The organism is Agrobacterium salinitolerans (assembly GCF_027498475.1).
In the GTDB taxonomy this organism is placed as follows: Bacteria; Pseudomonadota; Alphaproteobacteria; order Rhizobiales; family Rhizobiaceae; genus Agrobacterium; species Agrobacterium salinitolerans.
Window position 1 is genome coordinate 90410 of record NZ_JAPZLN010000004.1, and the last position, 12493, is coordinate 102902.

A 12493-nucleotide genomic window follows, 5' to 3' on the forward strand; every position below is an offset into this window, starting at 1 on the left:
TAACCGGGAGGAGACGGTATGACACAGCAGACGAGAGAGATGAAAGGCGCTGTCGCCATCACCGGCGGCGCATCGGGTATCGGCTTTTCCACGGCGCAGCTGTTGATGGCGCGCGGCTGGCAGCCATGGCTACTGGATCTCAAGCGTGAGGCGCTGGATGCCGCTTGCGGAAAACTCGGCATCGATGCCTCGCGCGGCATCGTCTGCAACGTGGCGGATGAGACGTCTATAGAGGAAGCTTTCACCGCCTTGACGGCAGGCGGCGCGGATCATGCCGTTGATCTGGTGGCCGTCGTCAACAGCGCCGGCATCGGCATCGACAAGCTTTCGGTCGATACCAGCGTGGAAGAATTCCGTCGTATCGTTGACGTTAATCTCGTCGGCAGCTTCGCCGTGGCCCGCACCGCCGCGCGTTACTGGCTGGACCGCGCAATTTCCGGTTCGATCGTCAATATCAGCTCGGTCTCCGGCATGTGCGGCAATCGCGGCCGCAGCGCTTATGGCGCTTCAAAAGGCGGCGTCAATCTTCTGACGATGGTTATGGCGAACGAGCTGGGGCAATCAGGCATTCGCGTCAACGCGATTGCGCCCGGCCCTGTCGATACCCCCCTGACCCAGGCGGTTCATACGGAGAATGTTCGCAGCCAGTGGCACAGCCGCGTTCCCATGCACCGCTATGGCAGGACGGACGAGATTGCCTCTGCCGTGGCTTTCCTTGTGTCGGACGACGCGAGCTACATCAACGGACAGGTGCTGGCCGTGGATGGTGGCTTCATTACCGCAGGGCTTGCAGTATGACGACAATGCCCCCGGAGGGGCTTCCGCGCAGTATCGTCCATCCGGGGCCGGCAACACCCGAACGTTTCCGCGTCGTCGTCTGCCACGCCCATCCGGTCAGGCTGAATGCCAGACCCGGTGTCTGCGTCAACGAGGCGATCGCAGAAGCCTTTGTCGAACAGGGTTTCGATGGCGGTTATGTCAGACTGAAAAATGTGCCGATGAAGCGGTTGCACTATGTCATGCCCGCGGCCGCCCCCGATGAGGCCCATGCCGCTTGGTATAGCGAGACATTCTCCATGCCGGGAGGCACGATCATCGATGCCGGCCTGCATATGGGGCGACGCGACGGTCAGCCGTTCCTGCACTGCCATGGTTCGTGGAAAAGCGCCGAAGGCGTTCTATCCATGGGGCACTTGCTGCCTTTGGAGTCCGAATTTGCCGGGAAAACACCGCTTGAGGCGCTGGCGCTGGATGGCGCGATCCTGGACGTGCAGAAGGATGAGGAAACCAACTTCCCCCTCTTCACGCCCATCCCGCAACCGCGCAACCGGAAAGATGCAGGGCTCCGGGCGCTGTTGTGCACCGTGCGGCCCAATACCGATATCTGCACAGCGCTTGAAGCCGCCTGCAAACAATTCGACCTGCGGGAGGCCGAGATCAATGGTATCGGCAGCCTGATTGGTGCGGATTATGAAGACGGAACAAGTCTCACCGCCTATGCCAGCGAAATCCTCATCCGCAATGGCCGCATCCACCCCTCCGCCACGGGTGGCGAACGGGCAATGCTGGATATTGCGATGGTCGATCTTACCACGCAGATCAGCGGCGGGCGGCTGGTGCGCGGCAAGAACCCGGTCTGCGTCACTTTCGAACTGCTTCTAACCGAAACACAGGGGGCGGCCGCATGAGTTGCGCCGTGCAACTCCACCGCCCGCCTTACCGTACCTCACGCCGCCTGCGGTTTCTCCACAGGCAACCATTCTTCCAGCGTCACCTCGAAGGTCATGCATACGGGATTGGCGCCGGCGATGAAGGGACCGCCGTAAACCGCGCCATCGGTATCGGCAACAACGCCTGTCAGCGCGGCGCGCAGGGAGCCATCGGGCTGGGCGCGTACCTCACCGGCAATCGAAACGATTTCAACGGCAGGACCGTTTATCTGCAAAAACGCGCCGCTGCGGGTGGCGAGGCACGCATCCACCAAACTGCCCAGCGCGCCGCGCACGAAGGCGTTGCGGAAACCTTCGGCCAGACACAGTTTCTCCACGCCGAGCACGAGATCTTCATTGGGTGCGATGCGGGCATAGGCCACACGGCCCATGGAGCCGGATTCGACAGTGTTATGCGTGTTCATCGGCGTGCTCCGTGCGGTTCCTGGGTTGTAGAAGGGGAATATTGGTTTCGGGATCGAAGGCCTGCTGCAGCACGAAACTGTCGAGCGAAGTCACAAGTGCGGAAATGCCGCCTTCTCCGACGATACAGGATTCCGTCAGCAAATGGCCGCCTTTGACCACACCCGCCGCAGTCCGCATGGCGGCATGACAATGCACGATCGGCTCGCCCTTCATGCTCCGCCCCAGCGTGGCATTGCCGAAAACCAGCCAGGCCGCCCCCGCGTCGATGGGTTTCGTATAGGCGATGACCGCCCTGCCGGAAGGATCGGGTGGGGCCACGCAATAGGACAGGATGTCGAAATAACCGCCAAGAATGGTCAAAGAGGCATTTTCGATGCCGTTTGCGGCCAAAGACCGCACGATGCCATCGTAAAGGCTGCACCCCGGCGCGATGACCAGCCGCATATGGCGCGCAGACGGCGAGCGCAGGCTGTTGATGCGCACCGGCGAAGAAGTACCGGGATGTATCAGCGTTCTCGGCCTTGGAAAATGCTGTTGCCGTGTGGGTGCCATGCCTGCTCCTCCCTGCTGCCTGTACCTTGCAGTACGGTACTCAAAGACCAGCCAAAGGTGCTTTCGAATGGCGGCGCCAAAATGCCCTTCGGAAAACACTTCTTTCGCGAGCGACCCCACGGACGGCAGATTTTTTTGCGATATATTTCAGGGAGACCGGCATGACGAAGCCGCTGGACAGAATTGACCGCAAAATATTGCGGGCCCTGCTGGAGAACGGCAGGCTGAGCAATACGGAGCTATCGGAAAAGGTGGGGCTGTCGCCCAGCCCTTGCTGGCAGCGCGTCAAGCGGCTGGAAGACGAAGGGGTCATTCGCGGCTATACCGCCATTCTCGATCAGGCCCATCTGGGGCTGACCGAAACGGTGATCATCGAGGTCATGCTGGAACGTCACGACGATGAGGTTCTGGAACGTTTCGGTGAAGCCATGGCCGCTCTTCCCGAAGTCTTGGAAGCCTATCTGACAACCGGCGAATATGATTATCTCATCAAGATGGCGGTGGCGGGAACCGCGGGCTACGAGCAGTTTCTGCGCCGCAAGCTTTACAAGATCGAGGGTGTGCGCCACTCCCGCTCCTGTTTCGCGCTTAAATGCCTCAAGCACACATTGTCAGTCGTCCCCGATTCCGGGCCTCCGTCTGCCTGAACGGGTCTGGACAGATACGGGAATGGCGCGGTGGAGAGATTTTCGCACTTTGCCAGCCTTTGAAACCATTCCGACAGCGGCTTTTGCGTTACGGACGCAAAAGCAGTGTCGCTGACCAGATGACAAAGGCGGCAACCGCGATCTTCCAGCAATCGCCTCTTTTTTTCAGGCCGGGCAGACCGAGCGGCCGGATGATCTGGACCACCATGGCCAGCAGTAAAAAAAGGCCGATCGCCTTCGTCATTTATTGAGCCTTTTCTTTATTTCTGCATCGTCACAGGCTGGACATTTTTACCGTTCACCAGAAGAGTGCAACTCATTCGGGTAACGCCCGTCCTATGACCTGTCCGACCGTCCGTCCGAACGCATGAGAGTGTTTTCATGAGCAGAAATCTTCTACCCGTATTCGCTCTTTTATCCAGCACTCTGTTTCTTTTTCTCGGCAATGGCCTTCAGGGCCTCGTGCTGCCGGTGCGTGGTTCAGCGGAAGGTTATTCCAATGAAATTCTTGGCTTTCTAGGCACCTCCTGGGCGGCGGGGTTCGTCGTTGGCTGCTTTGTCGCGCCCGCCATCGTGCGCCGCGCTGGCCATGTACGGGCATTCGGGTCCTTCGTGGCGCTGGTGTGCCTGACGGTGCTGATGACCGGCCTTATCATCGACGACACCTCATGGATCGCGCTGCGCGCGCTGACCGGTTTCTGCACGGCCGGAACCTCGATGATCATCGAAAGCTGGCTGAACGAGCGCGCCACCAATGAAAGTCGTGGCATGATCTTCTCGCTTTATATCGCCATCACGCTGCTCGGTGTCGTGGCGGGGCAGATGATCGTGCCGATGGGCGATATCAGCAATACCTCGCTGTTCATGATCTGCGGCATCATTTATTGCATCGCCATTCTGCCGGCCACGCTTTCGAAAGCGGCGAGCCCACAGCCGTTGCAGAAGGTGAAGCTGGACCTGCCGGCCCTTTACCGCAACTCACCGGTCTCTTTCGTCGGCATCCTGATGATCGGCATTGCCAACGGCGCTTACGGTACGCTCGGCGCCGTCTTCGGTGCGCGGGCAGGGCTGGATCCGACCATGATCGCGATCATGGTGTCCGTCACGATTTTCGTGGGTGCGCTGGCGCAATTTCCCGCAGGCCGGCTTTCAGACCGGATAGACCGCCGCTACGTGCTGGCCGGGCTGGCCGGGGTTGGCGCTGTCGCGGGCCTGGCCGTCGCGGCCGTGCAGCCGCATGATGTCTATGTGCTCATCCCCATGATCGCCATTTACGGTGCCGCCGCCAACGCGCTTTATCCCATCGCCGTGGCCCATGCCAACGACTTCGCCGCATCGGAAGACTTCGTCAAGGTTTCCGGTGGCCTGCTTCTGCTTTACGGCATCGGCACCATCATCGGCCCGACGTTCGGCGGCGCGATCATGACCTATTCCGGCCCCTATGCGCTGTTCCTGGTGACGGCTGTGGCGCATCTGCTCATCACCGCCTACGCCATCATCAGAAGCCGCCGGCGCGCTGCGCTTTCAACCGAGGAAAAAGACAATTTCTCGACGATGATGCCAACAACACCCTCACCGCTCGTGACGCCGGAAAGTATTGCGCTTGACCCGCGCGCGCCGCAATATCCAGACGACGATGGCGATTATGTGGAAAAAGGAGCAGGTATATGAGCCTCTTTGACGATGACCGTCCTCAAAAACCGGCAGCGCATGAGATTGGCGGCGATCTCAGCCTTCTTTCGGTGGACGAGTTGAGCAGCCGTATCGATCTTCTGCAAGCCGAAATCATCCGACTCGAAGAGGAGAGGACACGGAAATCCGCCGGAAGACAGGCAGCGGAAAATCTCTTCCGATCCTGATGCGCGCTTCAGAATAGACACGCGACTGCACTTCCGCCACCGTAAGATAAGGCTCCGCCAGTATCCGAACATGAATATTACGGGGCAGTCTTTCGTTTACCATTAACCAAAAATTAAGCTTTCTGAGAGATTACTATACATGTCCAGTTCTTCTGGACCTCAGGCATCTTCTCCATACGGCGAATTGGTCTGATTTTTCTCCCTGTTTTACCTTGAGAGCCGCTTTCGCGGCTCTTTTTTTGCCCGTCGCCGCAATTCGTAAAACTGTGGGTATTAACCCTTCTTTAATAATTGCCTTGCGCATTTCAGGTAAAGATACCATCCTGAAAACACTAAAGGCCGGAACAAAATATCCGGATCGTCGTTGCCTGACAGTGTGGTGCGTGAGCAGGGATTTAAAGAAATGTCGGAACAGGTTTTAAATACCATAAGCTTTGCGGGTCGCGCGGCTGCTTCCAACCAGTTCAAGGCCCTCTATACCGAAGGCATGACCTTGGTTGAGGAAACGGCGAGCTATCTCGATGGCGCTGGCCGCACAGCCTCCAAGGTTCTGCCGCGCATGGCGTCCGTGCTTTACGCGGCGGAGTCGATGCGCCTCACCACCCGCCTGATGCAGATGGCATCCTGGCTGCTGCTGCAGCGGGCCGTGAACAATGGCGAAATGACCCGTGATCAGGTTCTGAGCGAAAAGAACAAGGTGCGACTCGACAGCTTCAACGTCGACCGTAACGCGCCAGGCTGGAACGACCTGCCGGAATCCTTCCGCGATCTCATCGAGCGCTCGCTGCGTCTCCAGAACCGCATCGCCCTGCTCGACCGCGAAATCTATCGCCCGTCCGAAGCTGCCAAGGTGCCGGACAATGAAAACAGCGTGCAGGCGCAGCTCAACCTCCTGCGCACGGCTTTCTCGATCAACTGAGAAAAGACGACCCTTATCCGGACAATTTGAAAAGCAGGCTCACCGGCCTGCTTTTTTCTGTTGCGTGCTACGCGAGCGCCATCGCCGAAAAATGGCAACAAAAAGCCCGGCAAAACCGGGCTTTTTTTAAACGATCCGTCCGCAAGAGGATCAGAGGCCGAGGCCGCCGAAACGCTTGTTGAACTTGGAAACGCGGCCACCGCGGTCCATAAGCTGCTGGTTGCCGCCCGTCCATGCCGGATGGGACTTGGGGTCGATTTCAAGGTTCATGACAGCGCCTTCCGAACCCCAGGTGGAGCGGGTTTCGTATTCGGTGCCATCGGTCATGACCACCTTGATCGTGTGATAATCGGGATGGATATCAGCCTTCATGACAATCTTCCTGGTTAAGTGACGTGCGGTCCATTTGCCGCAATTGCGTCAACTGAGCCATTTCAATAAATGAAGCCATAGACCAGATGGGCTATGGCTTCCCAATTCGATGCGGAGCCTATACATGAAGGTCGCCCAGATAACAAGAGCCTGCTATCCCCTTGTGAAAGGAGATAGCCAAAGGGGCGAGAATTTTGCCGTACACCGGAAATTCACCCGTAAAAGGCCCAAAAACAGCAGGGAACGAGGAGCATAGAGAACGTGGCAGACATTGACGAGCAGAAAGCGGCGAAACAGAAAAGCCTGAAGCCGCTTCTTGGCCTGTTTCCCTATCTCCGGCGTTACCGCGGCCTGATGGCGGCCGCCCTTTTCGCTCTCGTGCTTTCTTCCGCCACGACACTCGCCCTGCCGCTTGCCGTTCGCCGTATCATCGATCACGGATTCCAGACGCCAGATGGCGGCATGATCAACAGCTATTTCGCCATGCTTCTGGCGATTGCCGTTGTCCTCGCTCTCGCCAGCGCCATGCGTTATTATTACGTCATGACCATCGGCGAAAGGGTCGTCGCCGATCTGCGCCGCGATGTCTTTGCCCACCTTACCACGCTGTCACAGCAGTTTTTCGACAGCAATCGATCCGGCGAACTGACCTCGCGGCTGACCGCCGATACCGTGCAGATTCGCTCGGCTTTTGGCTCGTCCGCCTCGGTGGCGCTGCGCAACATCATCATGTGCTGCGGTGCCGTGGCGATGATGATCTATACCAGCCCCGGCCTTTCCGGCCTTGCGCTGCTTGCCATTCCCTTCATTGTTTTTCCGCTGATCGCCTTCGGGCGCTCGGTTCGCGCCCGCTCCCGAACCACGCAGGACACATTGGCCAATTCCGCCGCCTATGCCTCCGAGACGATCGCGGCGAGCCGCACCGTGCAGTCCTTTAATGCCGAGGTGCTGGCAAATGCCCGTTATGGCGCTTCCGTGGAAGCCGCCTATCAGGGCGCGCGCGCCGCCATCGGCGCACGCTCCATCCTCACCGCCGTCGCCATCGCGCTCGTCTTCGGCAGCGTTGTCGGCATTCTCTGGTATGGCGCCCAAAGCGTCCTGTCGGGCACTATGACGGCCGGTACGCTCGGCCAGTTCGTGCTTTATTCGGTCATCGCGGCAAGCGGACTCGGTCAGCTCTCGGAAGTCTGGGGTGAACTGGCGCAGGCGGGTGGTGCTGCCGAACGGCTTTCCGAACTGCTGAACGAGCGCTCACCCGTCGCGGAACCCACCTCGCCCGTCGCCATGCCGCAACCGCCGCGCGGCGAAGCCGAATTCGAAAATGTCGATTTCGTCTACCCGCTCGCGGCAGGACGACCAATCGTTTCCGGCCTCTCCTTCAAGGTCAGCGCCGGCGAAACCGTCGCCATCGTCGGGCCTTCCGGCGCCGGCAAGAGCACGGTCTTTTCGCTGCTGATGCGCTTTTACGATCCGCAGCATGGCCGCATCACCGTCGATGGCGCGGATATTCGCGACGTCAGCCTTGCCGATCTACGCGCACGCCTATCCATCGTTCCTCAGGATGTAGCGATATTCGCCTCCTCCATCCACGACAACATTGCCTTCGGCCGGCCGGATGCGACACGCGAGGAGGTGCGCGCCGCCGCCATCGCCGCGCAGGCCGACAGCTTCATCGAACGTCTCGTCAACGGGTATGATACGCAGGTGGGCGAGCGCGGCGTGACGCTATCCGGCGGCCAGCGCCAGCGCATCGCCATTGCCCGCGCCATCCTGCGCAACGCCCCGATCCTGCTTCTCGACGAAGCCACCTCAGCGCTGGATGCGGAAAGCGAAACGCTGGTGCAGAAGGCCCTCGATGAGCTGATGAAAACCCGCACCACCATCGTCATCGCTCATCGTCTCGCCACCGTGCTGAAGGCCGACCGTATTCTGGTGATGGATGAAGGCCGCATCATCGAAGAAGGCACACATCAGAGCCTCATTCGCCAGGATGGCCTCTATGCGCGGCTTGCCCGACTGCAATTCCAGACCGGGCCGGACGAATTGAGCGCAAAAGCGTGAACTAGCCCAGTACCTTGCGTCCCGCAACGCGGCCTGAAAACAGGCAGCCACCAAGGAATGTGCCCTCCAGCGCATTATAACCATGCATGCCACCGCCGCCGAAACCGGCAACCTCACCGGCGGCATAAAGGCCGGGCACCGGCTCACCCGCGGCGTCCAGTACCCGCGCTTCAAGGTCCGTATGAAGACCGCCGAGCGTCTTGCGCGTCAGCACATGCAACCTTACCGCAATCAGCGGCCCCATTGCCGGATCGAGCAGCCGGTGCGGTTTTGCCGTCCGCATCAGCCGGTCGCCGAGATAACGGCGCGCGCCGTGGATGGCCGTTACCTGCGCATCCTTGCTGAAACCGTTTTCTACTTCGCGGTCGCGTGCCTCTATCTGCCGGCGGATATGCTCTATATGCAGCCGGTCGTCGCCGTTGATGGCGTTCATCGCCGTCACGAGTTCTTCGAGCGTATCCCGAACGACGAAATCTTCGCCGCGCTCCATGAAGGCCTGCACCGGTCCCGGGGGTTCCTTGCCCAGCCGTTTGAGTAGCAACCTTATATCCTTGCCGGTCAGATCCGGATTCTGCTCCGAGCCTGAAAGCGCGAATTCTTTCTTGATAATCGCCTTGGTCAGAATGAACCAACTATGGCCGCTGCCACGTTCGCCCAGCATTTTTAGCGTGCCGAGCGTATCGAAACCCGGCATTGCGGGGGCGGTGAGACGGTTTCCATCCGCATCGCACCAGAAGGACGAGGGACCGGGCAGGATGCGGATACCGTGATCCGGCCAGATCGGATCGTGGTTCTTCACGCCCTCGGTATAATGCCACATGCGGTCACGATTGATGACGGCGCCGCCGGCCGTTTCCGTAATGGCGATCATGCGGCCATCCACATGCGCGGGAACACCGCAGACCATGCTCGCGGGAGGCTGGCCCAGCCGTTCCACCGGCCAGTTGCGCCGCACCAGTTCCTGATTGCCGCCGATGCCGCCGGAACTGACGATGACCGCAGCAGCGGAGAGGGTAAAATCGCCCTGCTGTTCCCGACTGCTCTCCTGTCCGCGTTGTACCGGGTCGGACGCTAGAATCGCACCCGAAACGCCGGTCACCCGGCGGTCTGCGATCTCCAGACGATCAACCCGGTGGCGAAAGCGGAAAGTCAGCCGGCCGGTTTCTGCCATGGCCTTCGCCTTTTCGATGAAGGGCGCAAGTACGCCCGGACCCGTGCCCCATGTGACATGGAAACGCGGAACGGAATTGCCGTGGCCGTGGGCGAGGCTCCCACCGCGCTCGGCCCAGCCGACAATGGGAAACCAGCGCATGCCCATGCGGTGCAGCCATTCGCGTTTCTCACCGGCGACAAAATCGAGATAGGCCTCCGCCCAGCGGCGCGGCCAATAGTCCTCCGGACGGTCGAAACCGGCCGAACCGAACCAGTCCTGTCTTGCAAGATCAAGACTGTCTCGCACCCGCATCCGGCGCTGCTCGGGACTGTCGACGAAAAACAGACCACCCAGCGACCAGAAGGCCTGCCCACCAAGGTTCTGCTCGCCCTCCTGATCCAAGACGCAGACGCTGAAACCCCGCTCAGCCGCCTCGGTTGCCGAAACGAGGCCGGCAAGCCCCGCGCCGACAACGATCACGTCATAGACTTCCATCAGCCCCTCCCAGATATGACGGAATTACTTTTACGCGAACGTAAATTTTCTTTCACCAGAAGGCAACCGCGATGACGCGGCCCGCGATTTCAACGCTCGGTGAGCTTGAGTTCGATACGGCGGTTCTGCTGCCGTGCTTCCGGCGTATCGCCTTCGGCAATTGGCTGATATTCGCCGAAACCGGCGGCGACCAGCCGGTTTGCCGGCACGCCCTTGGAGATCAGGAATTTCACCACCGAGGTGGCGCGGGCAGAGGAAAGCTCCCAATTGTCACGGTAACGGCCGGAACCGGAAAGCTGGACATTGTCCGTATGACCATCCACACGCAGGACCCAGTTTATCTCCGCCGGAATTTCCTTGGCGAGATCGAGCAGCGCGACCGCCAGCTTCTCCATCTCCGCCTGCCCTTCCGGATTGAGTTCATTGCCACCGGATGGGAAGAGCACTTCGGACTGGAAGACGAAACGGTCACCGACGATGCGAATATTTTCGCGGTCCGAAAGGATTTCGCGCAGTCGCCCGAAGAAATCGGAGCGATAGCGGTTCAGTTCCTGCACCCGCTGCGCCAGCGCAACATTGAGCCGCCGGCCAAGATCGGCGATCTTGACCTGAGAAGAGGCGTCCTTGGCTTCCGAGGCCTGAAGCGCGGCTTCCACCGAGGCGATCTGCGCTCTCAGCGCCGCAATCTGCTGGTTGAGCAATTCGATCTGCGCGGACGCGCGGGAATTGGCCTGCCGCTGTTCGTCCAGTTCGCCGGTCAGGCTGCCGATCCGCGCATTGGCGTTCGCATTGCTTCCCGATCCCGCATCGAGAAGCGCCTGCAGTCGGGAACGCTCATTTTCGGATGCGGCAAGGGTGGATTGCAGGCTGGCAAGCGCGTCCTCAATATCCTGCTTATTGCCTTTTTCCATGGCCAGAAGTTCGGTCAGTTCGGCAATCTGGCTGTTGAGACGCGTCAGCACCTCATCCTTGCCGGTGATTTCCCGCGATAGAACGAATTGCGCCAGCACGAAAACCGTGAGCAGAAACATGATGGCCATGAGCAAGGTCGACAGCGCATCGACAAACCCCGGCCAATAATCCACACCCCTGTCGCGGCGGCGGTTGCGCGCAAGCGCCATGGCTACTCGCTCCCGTTATCGTGCCGAATGCGTCCGGAAGACTTCGTATCGCTGTCGATCCGCTCTGACAGCCGGTCGAGCGTGCGGCGGAGCGATTTCGATTCTTCCTGCTGCGCCTCGATCCAGTCACGCAGCATCTGCTGTTCGCTGCGCATGTTCTTGACCAGGCCTTGAATGCCTTCGGCAAGGCTGGTCATGGCCGCAAGCGAGCGCTCGGTGCTGACAACGGCGCCGGGTTCGCCCTTGAACTCCCTCGGCCCTTCCGTCGTATCCGTCACCGAGGAAAGCCAGTTTTCAAGCTGTGTATAGAAACGGTTCTGGGCGCGACCGGCCTGAAGATCGAGGAAACCGAGAATAAGCGAACCCGAAAGACCGAGCAGCGACGAGGAAAACGCCGTTCCCATGCCCGAAAGAGGAGCAGTCAAGCCGGCCTTGAGGGAGCCAAGAATGTCGTTGCTGTCGCCGGCGCTCGGATCGAGCGACTGGATGACATTGCTGATCGCGCCGATGGTGCCGATGAGGCCCCAGAAGGTGCCGAGCAAGCCGAGAAACACCAGCAGGCCGACGAGATAACGCGATGTATCACGGGTCTCGTCGAGGCGCGTCGCAATGGAATCGAGGATCGTCCGCTGCGTAACGGCGGAAAGCCGGACTTCGCCGCGCTTGCCGATCAGTGTGCTCATCGGCGCGAGCAGCTTGGGCGCACGGCCAACTTTGTCGACGCTGCCGGCAGCGCGGAAGGCATTGAACCAGCTGACTTCCGAGCGCAGGCTCATCGTCTGCGTAAACACCAGAATGATGCCGATGGCCAGCACGCCTAGAATGAAGCCGTTGAGCCCCGGATTGGACATGAAGGCGGTGTGGGCCTGCCGGTAAAGAATGGCCGCCAGAAAGCCCACAAGGATCAGAAACAGAACCATCGTCCAGAGAAACGGTGTCGGACTGGACAGCTTGTGACTGTATTGCCGTGTGGTCACCGGTTTCTCGACGCCAAGATCGAGCAGCTCCGAATCCGCCATAACGTTCGCATTCCCTCTGGTCAGGTATCCAGCGGAAGCTATTTGAAAATTGCGACGATTTGAAGCGAAAAGCCGGTCTTTCGTCACAGGCGTTTTAGGAAAATGTGTGAGCACCCGGCAATGGAAAACAAAAACACCCGGCGAACATCCGCCGGGCGTC

14 protein-coding genes are annotated in these 12493 nt (G+C 59.8%); 7 read left to right on the forward strand and 7 right to left on the reverse strand.

Going from position 1 to position 12493, the window contains the following annotated elements:
• The first annotated feature begins 18 nt into the window (after positions 1-18).
• Together O9X91_RS15630 and O9X91_RS15635 are read left to right on the forward strand one after the other, a co-directional pair.
• Positions 19-798: an SDR family NAD(P)-dependent oxidoreductase gene (locus tag O9X91_RS15630; RefSeq protein WP_077984873.1), complete on the forward strand. Its 780-nt coding sequence runs from the start codon at positions 19-21 to the stop codon at positions 796-798.
• Complete coding sequence (locus tag O9X91_RS15635; protein ID WP_142914113.1) at positions 795-1688, forward strand: PCC domain-containing protein; 894 nt, start codon at positions 795-797, stop codon at positions 1686-1688. Before O9X91_RS15630 ends, O9X91_RS15635 begins: the two co-directional genes overlap by 4 nt.
• A 38-nt stretch (positions 1689-1726) precedes the next feature.
• Here O9X91_RS15635 and O9X91_RS15640 read toward each other — a convergent pair whose 3' ends face one another.
• Positions 1727-2134, reverse strand: coding sequence for a PPC domain-containing DNA-binding protein (locus tag O9X91_RS15640; RefSeq protein ID WP_269834077.1), 408 nt, complete (start codon positions 2132-2134; stop codon positions 1727-1729).
• Complete coding sequence (locus O9X91_RS15645) at positions 2121-2687, reverse strand: DNA-binding protein (protein WP_162520611.1); 567 nt, start codon at positions 2685-2687, stop codon at positions 2121-2123. Before O9X91_RS15645 ends, O9X91_RS15640 begins: the two co-directional genes overlap by 14 nt.
• A 161-nt stretch (positions 2688-2848) precedes the next feature.
• On the opposite strand from O9X91_RS15645, the gene O9X91_RS15650 reads away from it, so the two are divergent.
• Positions 2849-3334: an Lrp/AsnC family transcriptional regulator gene (locus O9X91_RS15650; protein WP_269834078.1), complete on the forward strand. Its 486-nt coding sequence runs from the start codon at positions 2849-2851 to the stop codon at positions 3332-3334.
• Positions 3335-3422: 88 nt separating this feature from the next.
• Here the strand turns inward: O9X91_RS15650 and O9X91_RS15655 are convergent, their stop codons facing one another.
• The gene (locus O9X91_RS15655) at positions 3423-3578 is read right to left on the reverse strand and encodes a hypothetical protein (protein WP_003497629.1); all 156 of its coding nucleotides are present in this window, start codon (positions 3576-3578) and stop codon (positions 3423-3425) included.
• A gap of 137 nt (positions 3579-3715) precedes the next feature.
• Here O9X91_RS15655 and O9X91_RS15660 point away from each other — a divergent pair, with 137 nt between their 5' ends.
• From O9X91_RS15660 to rcdA, 3 genes are all read left to right on the forward strand, one after another.
• Entirely contained in the window at positions 3716-5005 is a 1290-nt protein-coding gene (locus O9X91_RS15660; RefSeq protein WP_077984876.1) for an MFS transporter, read from the forward strand.
• Entirely contained in the window at positions 5002-5193 is a 192-nt protein-coding gene (locus O9X91_RS15665; protein WP_077984877.1) for a DUF1192 domain-containing protein, read from the forward strand. Before O9X91_RS15660 ends, O9X91_RS15665 begins: the two co-directional genes overlap by 4 nt.
• Positions 5194-5596: 403 nt before the next feature.
• Positions 5597-6112, forward strand: coding sequence for a protease adaptor protein RcdA (gene rcdA / locus O9X91_RS15670; RefSeq protein ID WP_077984878.1), 516 nt, complete (start codon positions 5597-5599; stop codon positions 6110-6112).
• 150 nt (positions 6113-6262) lie between these two features.
• Here the strand turns inward: rcdA and rpmE are convergent, their stop codons facing one another.
• The gene (gene rpmE / locus O9X91_RS15675; RefSeq protein WP_003497640.1) at positions 6263-6484 is read right to left on the reverse strand and encodes a 50S ribosomal protein L31; all 222 of its coding nucleotides are present in this window, start codon (positions 6482-6484) and stop codon (positions 6263-6265) included.
• A gap of 261 nt (positions 6485-6745) precedes the next feature.
• On the opposite strand from rpmE, the gene O9X91_RS15680 reads away from it, so the two are divergent.
• Positions 6746-8545, forward strand: a complete 1800-nt coding sequence (locus O9X91_RS15680; protein ID WP_142914116.1) for an ABC transporter transmembrane domain-containing protein — start codon at positions 6746-6748, stop codon at positions 8543-8545.
• A 1-nt stretch (position 8546) separates the two neighbouring features.
• Here the strand turns inward: O9X91_RS15680 and O9X91_RS15685 are convergent, their stop codons facing one another.
• The 3 genes from O9X91_RS15685 to O9X91_RS15695 form a co-directional block, all read right to left on the reverse strand.
• A complete protein-coding gene (locus O9X91_RS15685; RefSeq protein ID WP_142914117.1) occupies positions 8547-10193 on the reverse strand; it encodes an FAD-binding dehydrogenase in 1647 nt (548 codons plus the stop codon).
• Between the two features lie 89 nt (positions 10194-10282).
• Positions 10283-11314 carry a peptidoglycan -binding protein gene (locus tag O9X91_RS15690; RefSeq protein WP_003520358.1) on the reverse strand — a complete coding sequence of 344 codons (1032 nt, stop codon included), beginning with the start codon at positions 11312-11314 and terminating at the stop codon, positions 10283-10285.
• A 2-nt stretch (positions 11315-11316) separates the two neighbouring features.
• The gene (locus O9X91_RS15695) at positions 11317-12333 is read right to left on the reverse strand and encodes a flagellar motor protein MotA (protein ID WP_080794968.1); all 1017 of its coding nucleotides are present in this window, start codon (positions 12331-12333) and stop codon (positions 11317-11319) included.
• Between the last annotated feature and the right edge of the window lie 160 nt (positions 12334-12493).